Source organism: Streptomyces sp. 1-11 (genome assembly GCF_007176755.1).
Lineage (GTDB): Bacteria > Actinomycetota > Actinomycetes > Streptomycetales > Streptomycetaceae > Streptomyces.
Genome location: NZ_BJTV01000002.1, coordinates 329172 through 347015, shown reverse-complemented (window position 1 = coordinate 347015; position 17844 = coordinate 329172). Strand labels below are relative to the sequence as shown.

Genomic DNA, 17844 nt, shown 5'->3' with positions numbered 1-17844 from the left:
CGTGCTCACCCGTGCCACGACCGCCACAGCGCCGCGTAGGCCCCGTCCGCGGCGACCAGCTCGGCGTGACTGCCCAGCTCGCTGATCCGGCCCTCCTCCACGACCGCGATCACATCGGCGTCGTGGGCGGTGTGCAGCCGGTGGGCGATCGCGACCACCGTGCGGCCGTCGAGCACCCGGGCCAGCGAGCGCTCCAGGTGCCGGGCCGCACGCGGATCGAGCAGCGAGGTGGCCTCGTCAAGGACCAGCGTGTGCGGGTCGGCCAGCACCAGCCGGGCCAGCGCGATCTGCTGGGCCTGCGCCGGGGTCAGGGCCAGCCCTCCGGAACCCACCTCGGTGTCCAGGCCGTCCTCCAGCGCCCGGGCCCAGCCGTCCGCGTCGACCGCGCCCAGCGCCGCCCACAGCTCGGCGTCGGCGGCACCGGCGCGGGCCAGCAGCAGGTTGTCCCGCAGGGAACCCACGAAGACGTGGTGCTCCTGGTTGACGAGGGCGACGTGCGAGCGGACCCGTTCCGCCGGCATCCGGGACAGTTCGGCACCGCCCAGGGTGACGCGGCCGTCCCGGGGCGCGTAGATCCCGGCGAGCAGCCTGCCCAGCGTGGACTTGCCCGCGCCGGACGGGCCGACCAGCGCCAGCCGGGTGCCCGGTGCGACCTCCAGGGACACCTGGCGCAGCACGTCGACGCCCTCGCGGTAGCCGAAGCGCACCCGTTCGGCGTGCACGTCCCGGCCGCCGGGGGCCAGCGAGGCGTCTCCGGCGGCCGGCTCGATGTCCCGGACGCCGACCAGCCGGGCCAGCGACACCTGGGCCACCTGCACCTCGTCGTACCAGCGCAGGATCAGGTTCACCGGATCGACGAGCATCTGCGCCACGAGTGCCCCCGTGGTCAGCTGGCCGACTCCGATCCAGCCCCGCAGCACGAAGACGCCGCCCACCATCAGCACCGAGCCGAGCACGATGACATGGACGGCGTTGATGACGGGGAAGAGCACGGACCGCAGCCACAGGGTGTAGCGCTCCCAGGCGGTCCACTCCTTGATCCGCCGCTCGGACAGGGCGATGCGGCGGTCGCCCAGGCGGTGCGCCTCGACCGTGCGCCCCGCGTCCACGGTCTCGGCGAGCGCGGCGGCGACGGCGGCGTACCCGGCCGCCTCCGAGCGGTAGCCGGAGGGCGCCCGTCTGAAGTACCAGCGGCATCCCACGACCAGCACCGGCACCGCGAGCAGCACGGCCGCCGCGAGCGGCGGGGCGGTCACCACCAGGCCGCCGAGCAGCAGCAGCGCCCACACCACGCCGATGGCCAGTTGCGGCACCGCTTCCCGCATGGCGTTGGCGAGGCGGTCGATGTCGGTGGTGATGCGGGACAGCAGGTCACCGGTGCCAGCCCGCTCCAGCACGCCCGGCGGCAGCCCCACGGAGCGGACGAGGAAGTCCTCGCGCAGGTCGGCCAGCATCCGCTCGCCGAGCATCGCGCCCCGCAGCCGCACCTGCCGCACGAACACCGTCTGCACGAGCAGCGCGAGCACGAACAGCCCGGCGGTCAGGCCCAGATGGAGCTCACGCGCCCCGTCCGACACCCGCTCGACGAGGCCGCCGAGCAGGTACGGGCCCACCATGGAGGCGACCACGGCCACGGTGTTGACGGCGATGAGGAGGAGGAAGGCCCGGCGGTGCCGGCGGAACAGTTCGGCCACGTAGGCGCGCACGGTCGCGGCCGCTCCCACGGGCAGGGTGGTGGCGGTCGTCGGGGCCGCCGGGTCGTAGGCCGGCGACGCAACGCCGATCATGCGCTCTCCTCGATCTCTTCCAGCGTGTCGAAGGCGCCCAGGAGGGCGGCGCCCTGCCCGGGCAGGGCCGTGTCCGCCGCGGCCCGTTCGTCGTCGGTCTCCCGTGTCACCACGGCCCGGTACCGCGGCTCGGTGTCGATCAGTTCGCGGTGCGCGCCGACCGCCAGGACTTCGCCGTCGTGGACGAGGGCGACCCGGTCCGCGTGGTCGAGCAGCAGGGGCGAGGAGGTGAACACCACGGTCGTGCGCCCCGAGCGCAGCCGTCGCAGGCCCTGCGCGATCCACGCCTCGGTGTGCGAGTCGACGGCGGAGGTCGGCTCGTCCAGGACCAGCACCTCGGGGTCGGTGATGAGCGACCGGGCCAGTGCGAGCCGCTGCCGCTGGCCGCCCGAGAGGGAGCGGCCCCGCTCGGTGATACGGGCGTCCAGCGGGTCGGCGGCGTCCAGCGACCCCTGCACCAGGGCGTCCAGCACGTCCCCGCAGCGGGCGGCGGCCAGCGCGTCCTCGGCCCGCACGGTGCCGGAGGCCGGGACGTCGAGCAGCTCGCGCAGCGTTCCGGACAGCAGCACCGGGTCCTTGTCCTGGACGAGGACGGCGGTGCGGGCGCTGTCGAGAGGGAGTTCGTCGAGCGGCACCCCGCCGAGCAGTACCGGAGCCCCCGCCTCGGCGGGGTGCCCGCCCAGGCGTTCCGCCAGCCGTCCGGCCGCGTCCGGGTCGCCGCACACCACCGCGGTGAGCAGGCCGGCGGGCGCGAGCAGGCCGGTGGCGGGATCGTACAGATCACCGTGCGGCACCTCGGCCCCGCGGGCTCCGCCGGCGTCCGTGGACCGCCGCAGCGCGAGCACGCCGGCGGCCCGTTTGGCCGAGGGGCGAGAGAAGGAGTAGGCCATCGCGATCTCCTCGAAGTGCCGCAACGGGTAGTTGAGCACCATCACCGCGCTGTAGACGGTGACCAGTTCGCCGACCGTGATCCGGCCCTGGCGGGCCAGCTGGGTGCCGTGCCAGACCACCGCGATCAGCAGCAGTCCCGGCAGCAGCACCTGGATGGCGGAGATCAGCGACCACATCCGGGCGCTGCGCACGGCCGCGTGCCGTACCTCCTGGGAGGCGCGGCGGTAGCGGTCGAGGAACAGCTCCTCGCCGCCGATCCCGCGCAGCACCCGCAGGCCGGCCACCGTGTCCGAGGCCAGCTCGGTGGCCCGGCCGGCCTTCTCGCGCTGCACATCGGCGCGGCGGGTGGCCCGGGGAAGCAGCGGCAGCACGGCGAGCCCGACGACCGGCAGGCCCACGGCGACGAGCCAGCCGAGGGCGGGCTGGTAGACGACCAGGCCGACGCAGACCACGACGACGGTGAGCGCGGCGGCGGTGAAGCGGGAGACCGCCTCGACGAACCAGCCGATCTTCTCCACGTCGCCGGTGGAGACGGCCACCACCTCGCCGGCCGCGACCCGCCGGGTCAGCGCGGAGCCCAGCCGGGCCGCCTTGCGGGCCAGGAGCTGCTGGACCCGGGCGGCGGCGGTGATCCAGTTGGTGACGGCGGCCCGGTGCAGGAAGGTGTCGCCGACGGCGATCGCCGTCCCGCACAGCGCCATCAGACCGCCCGTCAGGGCCAGCCGGGTGCCGGAGCGTTCCACGACCGCCTGGACGGCGAGACCGACGCAGAAGGGCAGCGCGGAGACGGCGACGAAGTGCAGCAGGCCCCAGGCGAGTGCCTTGAGCTGGCCGCCCAGTTGGTTGCGCCAGAGCCACCACAGGAAGTGAGGACCCGAACGCGTGTCCGGTACGCCCGGATCGGGATACGGAAGGTCTTGGATTCGCATGACGTCCCAGTGGCTCGTGTCAGGGAGGGCGGGGAGGGCGGGATGGCGGCAGCAAGCCGTGAAAGGGTCGCGTCGCGAAGCGGTGAATTTCAACCGGATTTTCCGGGGAGCCGGCGCGATTCGCCGCGTTCCGGCCGGGGGTCTGAGGCCGGTGGCGGGCGAGGGCCGTGACCCGGCAGGGTGAATGTGCACGGGAGCGCCCGACGAGCCGGTGGCCGATGCCAGCATGGGCCGCGTGCGGAGCGACAGCGCGCGGTGCGCGGCGTGGGTGGTGACGGCGGCCGGGATCCTGCTCGCGGCCCTGGCGGCGTGCGGATCCCCTGGTGGCGGCGCCCCCCAACCGGACGGCCGGGCCGGGCGGCCCGGCGCGGCCGGAGGCGATCCGCGCCGCGTTCCCGGGATCGGCCCCGGGCTGTGGCGGCGTGTCCCGGCCGGCTCCGGACAGGTGGTGGCCGTCTACGGCGACGGCGCCGACTCGGCCGGCTCCACGGTCGTGCTCTACACCCGGCGAGGCGAGGCATGGCGGCGCGTACGGGAATGGCGGGCGCACAACGGCAGGAAGGGGTGGACCACGCACCACCGCTCCGGTGACCGGCGCAGTCCCGTCGGGGTCTACACCCTCACCGACGCGGGCGGCGCACTCGGCGACCCGGGCACCGAACTGCCGTACACGCGCGACCGGTCCTTCGCCGCCCCCCGCTGGTGGGCCAGGCCGTACTGGCACGACTTCGACTACGTCATCGCCATCGACTACAACCGCGTCCGGGGCGCCCCGCCGAACGACCCGAGGCGGCCCGAGGGTGATGGCAGGGGCGGGTCCATCTGGCTGCACATGGATCACGGCAGCGGCACGTCGGGCTGCGTCAGCATGCCCCGGCAGGCCATGGAGTTCCTGCTGCGCACGTTGGACCCGGACCAGCACCCTGTGGTGGTGATGGGGGACCGGGCGCACCTGGCGGCGTGACCCGGTTCGCGTCACGCCTCATTGCGTGCGGGCCCCCGATCCCCGTAGAACCGGGCCCATGAGAAGACGGATAGTCATGTCCATGCTTGCCGGAGCGACCCTCCTGGCGAGCACGATCTTCGGCACCGGCGCCATGGCCGCCGAGACGGCGGCGCGGACCGCGGGCGCACCCGCCGAGTTCGGCACCGACTGGCACGACCCGATGACCGCGGCCCCGCCCGTCACCCGGCCGCACACCAAGTCCTGCCAAGTCACCCTGGCCGAGACCCAGTTCCGTGACTTCACCCCCTACCGGGGCGCGTACACACCGCCGCGGGGCTGCGGCGACCGCTGGAGCAAGGTCGTCCTGCGCCTCGACGGCAAGGTGAAGGGCCGTCAGTTCGACCGCCTCGGCTACCTGCACGTCGGCGGGGCCGAGATCCTGCGCACCTCGACGCCGGAGCCGTCACCCGACGGCATCGCGTGGCACGTGGAGAAGGACGTCACCCGGTACAGCGACGTCTTCCGTGGCCCGCGGGACGTCGAGATGCTCATCGGTAACGTCGTGGACGACACCTACACCGGCGTCATCGACGTCAAGGTGACGCTCACCTTCTACCGTGGCCGCCCCGACGTGCCGGCGCCCGACCGCGTCCTCACCCTCGCCGGCACACCCGACGGCGCCACCCTCACCACCCCGCGTAACAGCGAACGCATCGTCGCCGAGGTGTACGCGACCGGATCCGGCGGCGGCTGCGAGGAGTTCTGGTACCTGACCGTGGCCGACCCCGCCGCGTACTCCTGCAAGTCCGACCACGGTCCGTACCGCGAGGTGCAGATCAAGGTCGACGGGCAGCTCGCCGGCATCGCCGCGCCCTACCCCCACGTGTGGACGGGCGGCTGGTCCAACCCGTTCCTCTGGTACGTCGTGCCGGCGCCGCGCGCCTTCGACGTCCGGCCCGTCGAGTACGACCTGACGCCGTTCGCCGGAATCCTCAACGACGGCCGGCCGCACCGCGTCGAGGTCTCCGTCCTGGGCGTGCCGGCAGGGCAGTCCGGGTGGAGCGCCCCCGTGAACGTGCTGGTCTGGCAGGACGCGCACCGCGCCCACGTCACCGGGGCGCTCACCCGCACCGCGGCGACCGACGTCGCCGACTCCTCGGTCTACACGCCCGGCGCGGAGAACCGCGTCGACACCGAGGCCGGGCACCGGCTCACCGTCTCCGGGTACCTGGACACCTCGCACGGCCGGGTGACCACCACCGTCACCCGCACCCTCGCCAACACCTCCGCGCACCGCTGGACCGACGGCGAGAACACGGACGGACTCGACGCCTCCTGGACCGACGACGAGGCCGTCGCGGTCCAGGGAGCCGGTCCCGACCGGACGACGCGCACCCACCGGACGTACACGATGAACGGCGCCACCACCGTCGGTACGGACGACCGGCTGCGCACCGTGCTCACCCTGGGCGACCGGGCCACGGTCGTGCGCCACGAGGACGGCCGGCGCACCGGGTGGTCGCGGCTCGACGACACCTACAGCGGCGACGCCGCCTACACGCTCGGCGTGCCCCGCGATCAGCGGCACGCGGTCGGCACGTCGAGCGAGCGCTACCGCCTGTACGGCTCGGCGGGGTGCTACGACCGATCGCTGACCACGGAGCAGGGCACGCTGACCGAGGACCGCAGCCGCTGCTGAGCCCCCCGGCCGTCCCCGCTTTCGAGACCGGCGGGGCGGGGGCGGCCGCACGCGTTCAGCAGGGCTTGGCTGCGTCCGAGTCGACCAGGGTGTCCAGGAGCACGCCGAGCACCGCGCGCTCCTTCTCCGTCAGCGGGGCGAGTATCTCCTCGGCGGCCGACCGGCGCGCTCCGCGCACTTCGCGCAGGGTCTCCCGGCCCTCGTCCGTCAGCTCGATACGGGTCACCCGCCGGTTCGACGGGTCCGGCACCCGGCGCACCTTGCCGCTCGCCTCGAGCCCGTCGACCAGCGTCGTCACCGCGCGCGGCACCACTTCGAGGCGCTCGGCCAGGTCGGCCATGCGCGGGGGCGAGCCGTAGTGCGCGAGGGTGCGCAGCAGCCGGGACTGGGCCGGGGTGACGCCCAGTTCCCGTCCCTCCAGATGGCGTTTCTGGATGCGGTGGACCCGGCGGGTGAGCCGCAGCAACTGCTCGGCGAGCAGGCCGTCGGGATCGGGGGAGGTCATGCGGGAACAATATCAGGATGCCGTTCATTGTGAGTATAGGTAACAATGAGCTACGATCCGTCAGTCGCCGGCGTCCGGTCCCGGCCGCCGCCCGCCACCTCCGTAGGAGCCCATGCATCCCGAACGAGAACCCTCATGGACCCCGCCCGCCGACGCCGGGGAGCAGCCCCGGCAGGTGCGCCGCATCCTGAAGCTCTTCCGTCCCTACCGCGGGCGCCTCGCGGTCGTCGGCCTGCTGGTCGGCGCCTCGTCGCTCGTCTCCGTGGCCACCCCGTTCCTCCTCAAGGAGATCCTCGACGTCGCGCTGCCCGAGCGCCGCACCGGTCTGCTGAGCCTGCTCGCGCTCGGCATGATCCTGAGCGCGGTCCTCTCCAGCGTCTTCGGCGTCCTGCAGACCCTGATCTCCACCACCGTCGGCCAGCGCGTCATGCACGACCTGCGCACCGCCGTCTACGGCCGCCTGCAGCGCATGTCGCTCGCCTTCTTCACCCGCACCCGCACCGGCGAGGTGCAGTCCCGCATCGCCAACGACATCGGCGGCATGCAGGCCACCGTCACCTCCACCGCCACCTCCCTGGTCTCCAACGCCACCAGCGTCGTCGCCACGATCGTCGCCATGGTGGCCCTCGACTGGCGGCTCACCGTCGTCTCCCTGCTCCTGCTTCCGGTGTTCGTGTGGATCAGCCGCCGCGTCGGCAACGAACGCAAGAAGATCACCACCCAGCGCCAGAAGCAGATGGCCGCGATGGCCGCCACGGTCACCGAGTCGCTCTCCGTCAGCGGCATCCTGCTCGGCCGCACCATGGGGCGCTCCGACTCGCTCACCGCGTCCTTCGCCGCGGAGTCCGAGCAACTGGTCGACCTCGAGGTCAGGTCCAACATGGCCGGCCGCTGGCGGATGGCCGTGATCACGATCGTCATGGCCGCCATGCCCGCCGTTATCTACTGGACCGCGGGGCTCGCCCTCCAGTTCGGCGGCCCGCAGGTCTCGCTCGGCACCATCGTCGCCTTCGTCTCCCTCCAGCAGGGCCTGTTCCGCCCGGCGGTGAGCCTGCTGGCGACCGGAGTGCAGGTGCAGACGTCTCTGGCCCTCTTCCAGCGGATCTTCGAGTACCTGGACCTGCCCGTCGACATCACCGAGCCCGAGCGGCCGGTCCACCTCGACGAGGTCAAGGGTGAGGTGCGCTTCGAGGGCGTCGAGTTCCGCTACGACGGCAAGGGCGTCCCGGTCCTCGACGGCCTGGACATCACCGTGCCCGCCGGCGGCAGCCTCGCCGTCGTCGGCCCGACCGGCGCCGGCAAGTCCACCCTCGGCTGCCTGGTGCCCCGGCTCTACGACGTCACCGGCGGCCGCGTCACCCTCGACGGCGTGGACGTGCGCGACCTCGACTTCGACACCCTCGCGCGCGCCGTCGGCGTCGTCTCCCAGGAGACCTACCTCTTCCACGCCTCGGTCGCCGACAACCTCCGCTTCGCCAAGCCGGACGCCACCGACGAGGAGCTGTACGCGGCGGCGCGGGCCGCCCAGATCCACGACCACATAGCCGCGCTGCCCGACGGCTACGAGACCGTCGTCGGCGAACGCGGCCACCGGTTCTCCGGCGGCGAGAAGCAGCGTCTGGCGATAGCCCGCACGATCCTGCGCGACCCGCCGGTGCTCATCCTGGACGAGGCGACCAGCGCCCTGGACACCCGTACGGAAGCCGCCGTGCAGCAGGCCATCGACGCCCTGTCGGCCGACCGCACGACCCTCACCATCGCGCACCGCCTGTCCACCGTCCGCGGCGCCGACCAGATCGTCGTCCTGGACGCCGGCCGGGTCGCCGAACGGGGTACGCACGAGGACCTGCTGGAGCTGGACGGGCGGTACGCGGCGCTGGTGCGCCGGGACGCCCGACTGGAACCGGCGGGCTGACGCGGGCGGCCACCGCCGACAAGCTGATGATATGTCGGGTTTGCGGCAATATGCGTATTATCGTTCCCGCATGCAGATGAACATCCCACCACGGAAGGCGATGCGACTGACGCGCCGAGGCAAGCTCGTCCTCGTCGTGACCGGCGCCGCCCTGGCCGGCACCGCCGTGGCGGTGCCGCTGCTGAGCCTGGCGGGCGGTCCCACCCAGCAGGAGGGCGGGCTCCGCACGATGGTCGTCGCGGAGGGCGCGCGCGCGAGCCAGGTGTACGAGGCCGTCGACAAAGCACTCGAACTGCCGCCGGGCAGCGCCCTCAAGTCACTCGCCAAAGCGGGCCTGAAGCTGCCCAAGGAGGCCGAGGGCAACCCGGAGGGCTACCTCTACCCGGCGATCTACCCGGTCACGAAGGACACCACCCCGGAGTCCCTGCTGCGGCGCATGGTCGACACGGCGAACAAGAGGTTCGACGTGACACCGGTCGGCGCCGGAGCGCAGCGCAACGCCATGAACGTCTACCAGACGGTCATCGTCGCCAGCATCGTCCAGGCCGAATCGGCAGTCACGGCCGACATGGGGAAGGTGGCGCGGGTCATCCTCAACCGGCTCCAGCAGGGCATGCCGCTGCAGGTGGGCTCCACGCTCAACTACGCGCTGAACCGCACCGGCGGCAACGCCGGCGAGCACGCCGACTCGCCGAGCCCGTACAACTCCTACCAGCGCATGGGACTGCCGCCCACCCCGATCGGCAACCCCGGCCCGGAGGCGATCCGCGCCGTGACCAACGCGCCCTCCGGCAACTGGCTGTACTACGTCACGGTCAAGCCCGGGGACACCCGCTTCACCGCCGACTACGCCGAACACGTGCGCAACGTGGCCGAGTTCAGCGCGCTGCAGCAGAGCACCGCGCCGCAGCAGCCCAGCGGCAGCCCACTGGAGCCCGCGGTCACCCAGCCGCCGCGCTGAACCGGGGACGCGTCACGCGGCGGCCGGTCGCGACGGCTCCCCGGCCAGCAGCCGCCGGACGTCCCGGACGGCCGCGCGCCCGGCCCGGTTCGCGCCGACCGTGCTGGCCGAGGGACCGTAGCCGACCAGATGGACGCGAGGGTCGGCCGTCGCCCGGGTTCCCTCGACCCTGATCCCGCCGCCGGGCTCCCGCAGCCGCAGTGGCGCCAGGTGGTCGAGGGCCGCCCGGAAGCCGGTGGCCCACAGGATGACGTCGGCCTCCACCCGCTGTCCGTCGTCCCACTCCACTCCGTCCGGGACGATCCGGTCGAACATCGGCCGGCGGTCCAGGACCCCCTCGGCGATACCCCGCCGGACGGCGTCGTTGAGGGGCAGCCCGGTGACGGAGACGACGCTCCTCGGCACCAGGCCCTGCCGTACCCGCTCGTCCACCAGCGCCACGGCCGCCCGGCCCGCCTCCTGGTCGAACGGGCCCTCGCGGAAGACCGGGGGCCGGCGGGTGACCCAGGTGGTGGCGGCCGCGTACGGGGCCAGCTCCAGCAGGTGCTGGGTGCCCGAGGCGCCACCGCCCACCACCACGACCCGGCGGCCGGTGAACTCCTCCGGCCCGGCGTACTGCGCGGTGTGCAACTGCCTTCCCCGGAAGGTCTCCTGACCCGGGTAACGCGGCCAGAACGGCCGGTCCCAGGTGCCGGTCGCGTTGATCAGCGCCCGTGCGGCCCAGTTGCCGTCGGAGGTCTCCACGAGCAGGCGCCCGTCGGGTCCGTCGCTTCCGGGGCGCACGGCCGTCACGTCCACGGGGCGGCGTACGCGCAGGTCGAAGGCGTGCTCGTAGCGGTCGAAGTAGGCGCCGACCACCTCGGCGGACGGCCGTGCCGGATCGGCGTCCGTCAGCTCCATGCCCGGCAGGGAGTGCATCCCGTGCACCTTGCCGTAGGTCAGCGACGGCCAGCGGAACTGCCAGGCGCCGCCCGGCCCGGGGGAGTGGTCCAGGACCACGAAGTCACGCTCCGGCTCGAAACCGGCGCGCCGCAGGTGATAGGCGCTGGACAGGCCCGCCTGTCCAGCGCCTATGACGACCACGTCGACCATGCGCGTCTCGCTCACGCCCCTGCCAACAGCGGGGCGCTCGCGGATCTTCCCGCGTCCGCCGCCCCCCGGACCCTCGCAGCCTGGCGTGTGAAACCCGGCACATGGGTCAGGATGGAGGGCATGTCAGATGCCTTCACGACGCGAATGCTGAACGTCGCCACCGGTTCCCGGGAGCGGGTCGTCGATCTCACCGGCGAATGCGAGGACTTCCTGCGGGAGGCGGCGGCCGGCCGCGACGGCCTGCTCAACATCTTCGTCCCGCACGCCACCGCCGGCGTCGCGATCATCGAGACGGGCGCCGGCAGCGATGACGACCTCCTCGCCGCCCTGCACTCCCTGCTGCCCGCCGACGACCGCTGGCAGCACCGGCACGGCAGCCCCGGCCACGGCCGCGACCACGTCCTCCCCGCGCTCGTGCCGCCGTACGCGACCCTCCCCGTCATCGGCGGACGCCTGGAGCTGGGTACCTGGCAGTCGGTCTGCCTGGTCGACACGAACAAGGACAACCCCGACCGCAAGGTGCGGCTGAGCTTCCTCGGCTGAGGCGCGCGACACGGCGCCGTTCGCCCCGCCCGCGCCCCGCCCCCGTTTCCCGGCTCCTGTCAGCCCCGGACGGGCCGGCCCGGCCCGCACCTCAGGCACCACCCCAGGCGGCGGCACACAGCGCGCGGTCGACCTCGTCGGTGTAGCGGGCCGCCGCCAGCCAGGCCCTGGCGAAGCGGTCCGGGTCCGCGGGCAGCAGCCGGCCGAAGACGTCGCGTGAGCGCTGCGCCGCGGCGGCGTGCAGTTCGTGCAGGAGTTCGCCCGCCGTCCCCAGCCCGGCACGGTCCAGCCGCCGCACGTCGGCGTCCGTCTCCCCGGGGAAGGACAGCACGAGCCGGCCGCCCGACGCCGCCTGCCGCACCCGGCGGCCCAGCAGGTGCACCGGTGCCTCGTCGGGCGCGGGGACCTCCGCCGGGGGCGCCGGCGAGGCGGACCCGGACGGCAGGTCGGCGTGCTGGAGCCGGTCCAGGCCGAGGTCGACGCGGGAATCCGGAAGGGTGGGGTGCTCGGCCGCCAGCAGCAGGGCCCGCGGGTGCGGAGCCGGGGTCAGCCGGGCGACGATCCGCAGCCGGCTGCCCCGGGCCGCGGCCAGCAGCCGCAGGTTGTCGCGGTGGGGGAGCGCGGGATGGTCGTGCGCGGCGGTCAGCCGCACGAGGACGCCCCCGCACCGTGCGAGCAGGCAGTCGCCCGACGCCTCCCGGACCGTGCCGACGAGGGTCACCTCCAGGAAGAGCAGGCCGTGGCCGCCGCCCAGGGCGCGGGCCGCCTGTTCGCCGGCCGGGACCGCCCAGAGCCGGTCCAGCGGGTCCGCGCGCCAGCCGGCTCCGGAGGCACGGACCGCCCGTACCCCCGCGCCCGCGCCGAGCCGCCCCGACGGGGACACCGTGGCGCCGGACACCGCGAGCCCGGCCCGGGACAGTTCACGGTGCGTCAGGGCGGTGTCGCCGACGCGGAGGGTCCGGTCGGCCGTGCCCGCCGCGCGCCCGGCGCCGCCCGGCGCCACGTCCGGCACCTGGTACAGCCGCCCCTCGGCGTCGGCCGTCCAGGTCACGGCGCCCGCGTAGCCCGTCGCCGTGAGCACCGGCTCGGTGAAGAGCCCGTACAGCCGCAGCGAGCCGTCCGGGCGGTACGGCTGCCTCACCGTGCCGCGCAACTCCGCCAGTTCCCGGCCCCGCGCCCGCGGCAGGCGCAGTGCCGCGGACAGCGCGTCGCGGAGCGCGCCGACGAGGTCCGCCAGGAGGTATGCCGGGTCGGCGGAGCGCGCCCGGCGCAGCGCGGTGACCACGGATACGGCCGTGGCGGCGGCCCGGGGGAGCCCGGCGAGCCGTGCCGTATGCGCCGCGCGCAGCAGCTCCGCCTGGACCACCGCGCCGGAGCCGTCCGCACCGGCCTCTAGCGCCGCGGCAGCGGCGGCGTGCAGGACCCGCGCGGCGGCACACTGCTCGGGCGTGGCCGTCTCCGGCTCCCCGAGCTCCGGCTCCCCGGGCTCCTCCGCGCCGGGCGTTTCCGGCGCAGTGGTGTCCGCCTCCGCCGGCCCGGCCGCCGCGGACGGCTCGGCGATCGGCGCGGCCGATGCGGCGGCCGCACGGTGCAGGCAGTCGGGGGCCAGCAGACAGCCGCAGCGGATCGCGTCCGCCCCGGTCACCGTGCCGCCGGGCGCGTGCAGTTCGACCTCGGTGCTGTCGTCGACGGCGATCCGCACGGTGTCTCCGTCCCGGACGACGGGACGGTCCGCGAGCTTGGCGACACCCGCGTCGAGCCGCTTGCGCAGCCGGGGGGAGAGCGCCGCGACGAGTCCGGCGGTCACGGACGGGTCGACCGGCGGCAGATCCGGGCTCATGCGATCTTCTCCCCTACCCAGCGGGCGAGTTCGAGCGGACTGAGAGCGGCCACCGGCATCCCCGCCGCGACCAGCTGCCCGGCGACGGAGGCGGCGTACCGAGGCCGGCCCGCGTCGTCCAGGCTCGCGCAGCCGAGCACGTGGCAGCCCGCGCCGACCAGAGCCCGCACCTCCGCGAGCAGCCCGCCGAGCGGGTAGCCCTCCTCGAAGTCGCTGACCAGGACGACGAGCGTGCGCGAGGGCACGGTGACCAGCTCGCGGGCGTGCCGCAGCCCGGCGGCGATGTGCGTGCCGCCGCCCACGCTGACCTCCAGCAGCAGGGAGAGCGGGTCCGCGACGTGGTCCGTCAGGTCGATCACCTCCGTGGAGAAGGCCAGGAAGTGCGTGGACAGCGTGGGCACCCCGGCCAGGACGGACGCGGTGAGCGCGGCCCACACCGTGGACGCCTCCATGGACCCCGACACGTCGGTGACCAGGATCAGCCGCCAGTCCGCCGCCTTGCGGGCCCGGGTGCGGAACACGGGCCGCTCGGGAATGACCCGCACCGTGCCGTCCGGCAGGCGGCGCGCGGTCGCCAGGTTGGCCCGCAGCGTGCGGGGCAGGTCGAGGCCGCCGCCCGGACGGCGGCTGGGACGGGGCAGCGCGGTGCCGTGCAGGGCAGGGCGGAGCCGGGTCGCCAGTTGCCGGGTCAGTTCGTCGACCAGCCGTCTCACCAGCGGACGCAGCGCGGCCAGCCGGGCCTCGGGCAGTCCGCCCGCGTGCCGCAGCACCGAGCGGAGCAGGTCCACCGACGGCCGTACGGTGTCCGGGTCGAGCTCCGCGAACACGTCCGGGCGGCCCGACGCCGCGGCGGCCGCCAGCACCTCCTCGCGGACGCCCGGGCCGAAGAGCGCGGCCAGTTCCTCCGACCACTCCCGCACCCCGGGGTACGGCGCCTCGCGGCCGCCGCCGTTCCCCCCTCCGGTGAGATCTCCTCGGCTGCCCTCCCCGCGCCCGCTGCCGTACAGCTCGTCCAGCGCGGTCGCCAGGCGGCCGGCCGAGGCCGGCAGCCGGTCGGTGCGGCGGCCCAGCACCAGGCGCCACCGGTCGGCGGGCGCCAGCCGGCGGCCGGTGTCGCCCGCCGAACCCGGGGAATCCCCGGCCCTGGTCCCGTCGCCGTCTCCGTCTCCGTCGCTTTCGCCGTCGGTCGTCGCCGGGGCGTGCGCGGGCCGGTGGGGCGGCAGGAGGTCCCAGGCGGAGAGGGCTTCGCGGGCCACGAGGTCGGCGCGGGTCCAGGCGGCCAGTGCCACCGGGTCGACGTCTCCGGTGCTGGCCACCCAGCGCTCGTCCAGGCGCTCCTCGACGGTGGACAGCAGCCGGTCGCGCGCGGCGGGACTGAGCGTGTCGAAGCCGCCGCGCAGGGCGGGCAGCCGGTCCAGGAAGTCCTGGTCGGACAGCTCCCGCACCCGGTCCAGCAGCGGTTCGAGCGCGGGCGCCGCCGACTCCAGCAGCGGCCCGGCGGCCGTCAGCAGCCCGGTGAGCCGGGCGGTCAGCGCGGACCGCGAGGCGGCGTCGCCCGCCCCGTCCACCCAGGACGCCACCCGGTCGCCGAAGGCGCGCGGGTCATCGTGTCCGAGCAGCACCCGGACGGCGCCGGCGGCGCCGCGCATCAGCGGGGTGCCCCCGGCGGCCAGCCGGGCGAGCGCGTCGGTGAGCCGGATGCCGCCCGCCCCATCGGCGCGATGGGCGAGTTCCAGCAGCGCATGGGCGTCGGCGGGGTCCTCGGAGCCGGTGAGACCGTCCACCTGGCGCACCGCGGCGGCGGTGAGCAGCCCGGCCACGGCAGCCGCCCGCGCCGCGCGGTCCGCGTCGGCCGGCAGTCCCGCGATGTGACCGGCGGCCAGGCGGTCCAGCAGCGCGAGGCCGGCGAGCAGTTCGGGCAGCGTCCCGGAGTTCGGCAGCACCTCGGCGCTCTCGTCGAGCCGCTCGTCCGTGAGCCGCTCCAGGCCGCAGTGGGCCGCCTGCTCCAGACCGGCCAGGGTCTGCGCCGCGGTCGGTCCGCCCTCGTCCGACTCGGTGCGCCGCCGCTCCCGCAGCAGGCCCTCCGCGGCCTGCGCCGCGGTGACCCCGCGAACCCCGGCCGCCGTCAGCATGGCCGCCGTGGCGGGCGTCCAGCGCACTTCCCAGCGGGAGGTCAGCGCCTCCGCTCCACCCGCGCCGGCGACCTCCCTGGACTCCGCGTACGGCACCGCGCACACCGTCAGGCGGCGCAGCAGGAGTTCGCGGCGCCGGTCCAGGTCCGAGCGCAGCGGGTCCAGGCGCAGGTCCCGCGCACTGCCGGGACCCGCGTCCGCCGGGCCGGGCAGGCCCAGCGCCGACAGCTCGGCCTCCACCGCCGGGGCCAGCCCGCTGCGCGGCGCGTCCGGCGCGGGCCGGCCGGCCCGGTCGCCCACCAGCACCTGCTCCATCGCCCGTGCGACGGCCCGCCCCCGCCCGTAGGGCTCGCCCTGCGCCAGCACCGTCTGCACGGCCTCCACCAGCTCGCCACGGCCCGCCGCCGGCAGCCCGCGAAGCCGGGCCAGGTCACCGGCGAGCCGTACGACCTCCCGCGCGTCCGCGGGCCCGGAGGGATGGCCCAGCGCCCGCAGTGCGGCGCACACGCGGACGGCCGCACCGGTCAGCGCCTCCGCCAGCGCCTCGGGGTCACCCGCGGCCTCGAGCACCCGGTGCTGCCACTCGGGGTCGCGGATGCCGGCGGGGTAGCCGGAGCGCTCGTCGAGGAGGGCGTAGGTGTAGGGGATGAGGGAGGTCGTCCAGGGCGCGGCGGGCGAGGGCGCCGGGCCGGCCGTCTCGCCGAGGTCGTCCGGTGCCAGCAGGGCCGGGGCGTGGAAGGCGCCCACGACCACGGCGGCCCGCTCGCCGTTCGCCGTGGCCGCGGCCAGACACGAGCGCATCCACCGCTCCCGGCGCAGGTCCAACTCGGCCACCCCGCCCGAGCCCGCGGCCTCCTCGCGCAGCGCCCACCCGGTCAGCAGCGCCGCCCGCCGCAGGGCCTCCGGCGGTGAACCCGGGGCGGCGGCCTCCACCAGCCGGTCCCACAGGTCGTCACCGGGACGGCCGGTGAGCCGGGAGCGCAGGGCGCCGCTGAGGCGGCCGAGACCGGGACCCTCCGCCTCCGGGACCTCGCCGCCGTGCGGGCGCCCGCCGCCGTCCCCGCCCCACGCCCGGTCCGCGAGCGGCAGGTCGCAGGCGACGACCGGCACGTCGTGACGGGCCGCCCAGCGCACCGCCACCAGCTCCGGTGAGAAGTCCGCGAACGGGTAGAACGCCGGGCCGGCGCTCCCGTCGCCGGGCGCGGCGGCGAGGGCGACCGGGGCCCGGGTCTCCTCGTGGGCGAGCCACGGCAGCCAGTCCTGCAGCTCGGCCGGGAGTTCGACGAGCAGCACGTCCGGCCGCGCCGCCTCCAGCAGCGCGGGCACGGCCGCGGCCAGGGAGGGCGCGTGGTGGCGTACGCCGATGAGAAAGGGCGCCGCCGCGTCGGTGAGGGCCGACGCGGCCGCCTCGGGGGAAGCGTGCGGCACGGCCCTCAGCCCTCCAGGACCGGGCGCAGGTCCCACAGGGTGCGCCAGGTGGCGGAGCCCTGTTCGGCGCGGCGCCGCACGGGGCCGTCCCAGTAGCCGCTCAGCCGTGCCGCGTCGGCCGGGTCGTCCTTGCGCACGACACCGAGGAGATGGCCCGGCAGCAGGTCCAGGACGTCACGGTCGCCGGGGAAGTAGGCGGCGGCCAGGCCCAGCGCACCGGCCACGGCCACGGCCTCCGCGGTGCTCATCACCGTCGACGGCCGTTCTACCTCCCAGCCCTCCGCCGACCGTCCCTCGCGCAGATCCCGGAACGCGGTGACCAGCGCCTCCAGCACGGCGTCGTCGACCCGGAAGGGCGCCCCCGCCCGCTCCACCGAGGCCCGCGCCTGGCCGCGCACCAGCGCCGTCTCCACGTCGAGGTCCGCGATCGGGCCCACCGTCTCGAAGTTGAAGCGGCGCTTGAGCGCGGCGGACATCTCGGAGACGCCCCGGTCCCGCAGGTTGGCGGTGGCGATCAGGTTGAAGCCGGGCGCCGCGTGGGCCAGGCCGTCCTCGCCGCCCGCCAGTTCGGGCACGGAGATGCGCCGCTCCGACAGCAGCGACACCAGCGAGTCCTGCACCTCGGGCAGGCAGCGGGTGACCTCCTCGACCCGGGCGATCGCGCCCCGGGACATCGCGGTGAGCACCGGGGACGGCACCAGCGCCTGCCGGCTGGGGCCCTGCGCGAGCAGCAGGGCGTAGTTCCAGCCGTACTTGAGCTGGTCCTCGGTCGTTCCCGCGGTGCCCTGAACCACCAGGCCGCTGGTCCCGCAGACGGCCGCCGACAGCAGCTCGGACAGCATCGACTTGGCGGTGCCGGGCTCACCGACGAGCAGCAGGCCACGCTCCCCGGCGAGCGTGACGACGCACCGCTCGACCAGCGCCCGGTCGCCGACGAACTTGTCCTCCACGACCAGGCGCCCCGGGACCCCGTCCGGCGCCTCGGCGTCCTCGGGCAGCCGCAGCGCCTGCCCGCCGCTGCCCATGACGAAGGTGACGACGGCCCGGGGCGTGAGCCGCCACGCGGGGGGTCGCGGTCCGGTGTCGTACGCGGCGAGGAAGGCGAGTTCGGCGGCGTACCGGTCCTCGGGCGGGACGATCTGGCGGGTCGCGTCGGGGGCGAGGACGGCGGTCATC

General features: G+C 75.2%; 12 protein-coding genes. 5 read left to right on the top strand and 7 right to left on the bottom strand.

The annotated features are described in order from the left end of the window. Positions 1-5: 5 nt before the first annotated feature. On the bottom strand, positions 6-1787 hold the full coding sequence (locus TNCT1_RS05835; protein ID WP_143628987.1) for an ABC transporter ATP-binding protein: 1782 nt from the start codon (positions 1785-1787) through the stop codon (positions 6-8). Next, on the bottom strand, positions 1784-3607 hold the full coding sequence (locus TNCT1_RS05830; protein ID WP_143628985.1) for an ABC transporter ATP-binding protein: 1824 nt from the start codon (positions 3605-3607) through the stop codon (positions 1784-1786). Before TNCT1_RS05830 ends, TNCT1_RS05835 begins: the two co-directional genes overlap by 4 nt. 235 nt (positions 3608-3842) lie before the next feature. On the opposite strand from TNCT1_RS05830, the gene TNCT1_RS05825 reads away from it, so the two are divergent. Together TNCT1_RS05825 and TNCT1_RS05820 are read left to right on the top strand one after the other, a co-directional pair. Beyond that, a complete protein-coding gene (locus TNCT1_RS05825; protein WP_373920456.1) occupies positions 3843-4571 on the top strand; it encodes a L,D-transpeptidase family protein in 729 nt (242 codons plus the stop codon). Between the two features lie 58 nt (positions 4572-4629). Further along, a complete protein-coding gene (locus TNCT1_RS05820) occupies positions 4630-6252 on the top strand; it encodes a peptide-N4-asparagine amidase (protein ID WP_308789269.1) in 1623 nt (540 codons plus the stop codon). Between the two features lie 55 nt (positions 6253-6307). On the opposite strand, the gene TNCT1_RS05815 is transcribed toward TNCT1_RS05820, so the two are convergent. Next, a complete protein-coding gene (locus TNCT1_RS05815) occupies positions 6308-6757 on the bottom strand; it encodes a MarR family winged helix-turn-helix transcriptional regulator (RefSeq protein WP_143628979.1) in 450 nt (149 codons plus the stop codon). Positions 6758-6869: 112 nt separating this feature from the next. Here TNCT1_RS05815 and TNCT1_RS05810 point away from each other — a divergent pair, with 112 nt between their 5' ends. Further along, the gene (locus TNCT1_RS05810; RefSeq protein ID WP_143628977.1) at positions 6870-8672 is read left to right on the top strand and encodes an ABC transporter ATP-binding protein; all 1803 of its coding nucleotides are present in this window, start codon (positions 6870-6872) and stop codon (positions 8670-8672) included. Positions 8673-8742: 70 nt separating this feature from the next. After that, positions 8743-9633, top strand: coding sequence for an endolytic transglycosylase MltG (gene mltG / locus TNCT1_RS05805; protein WP_143628975.1), 891 nt, complete (start codon positions 8743-8745; stop codon positions 9631-9633). A 12-nt stretch (positions 9634-9645) separates the two neighbouring features. Here mltG and TNCT1_RS05800 read toward each other — a convergent pair whose 3' ends face one another. Continuing rightward, entirely contained in the window at positions 9646-10725 is a 1080-nt protein-coding gene (locus TNCT1_RS05800; RefSeq protein WP_143629418.1) for an NAD(P)-binding domain-containing protein, read from the bottom strand. Between the two features lie 120 nt (positions 10726-10845). Here TNCT1_RS05800 and TNCT1_RS05795 point away from each other — a divergent pair, with 120 nt between their 5' ends. Next, complete coding sequence (locus TNCT1_RS05795; protein ID WP_143628973.1) at positions 10846-11268, top strand: secondary thiamine-phosphate synthase enzyme YjbQ; 423 nt, start codon at positions 10846-10848, stop codon at positions 11266-11268. A 91-nt stretch (positions 11269-11359) separates the two neighbouring features. Here the strand turns inward: TNCT1_RS05795 and TNCT1_RS05790 are convergent, their stop codons facing one another. From TNCT1_RS05790 to TNCT1_RS05780, 3 genes are read right to left on the bottom strand one after another with little or no spacing between them, the layout of a single operon-like run. Further along, the gene (locus tag TNCT1_RS05790) at positions 11360-13108 is read right to left on the bottom strand and encodes a hypothetical protein (protein ID WP_143628971.1); all 1749 of its coding nucleotides are present in this window, start codon (positions 13106-13108) and stop codon (positions 11360-11362) included. Continuing rightward, positions 13105-16668: a DUF5682 family protein gene (locus TNCT1_RS05785; RefSeq protein ID WP_174266164.1), complete on the bottom strand. Its 3564-nt coding sequence runs from the start codon at positions 16666-16668 to the stop codon at positions 13105-13107. Before TNCT1_RS05785 ends, TNCT1_RS05790 begins: the two co-directional genes overlap by 4 nt. A gap of 5 nt (positions 16669-16673) precedes the next feature. Next, positions 16674-17843 (bottom strand): AAA family ATPase, encoded by a 1170-nt coding sequence (locus TNCT1_RS05780; RefSeq protein WP_143628967.1) that lies wholly within the window; start codon positions 17841-17843, stop codon positions 16674-16676. Position 17844 lies beyond the last annotated feature (1 nt).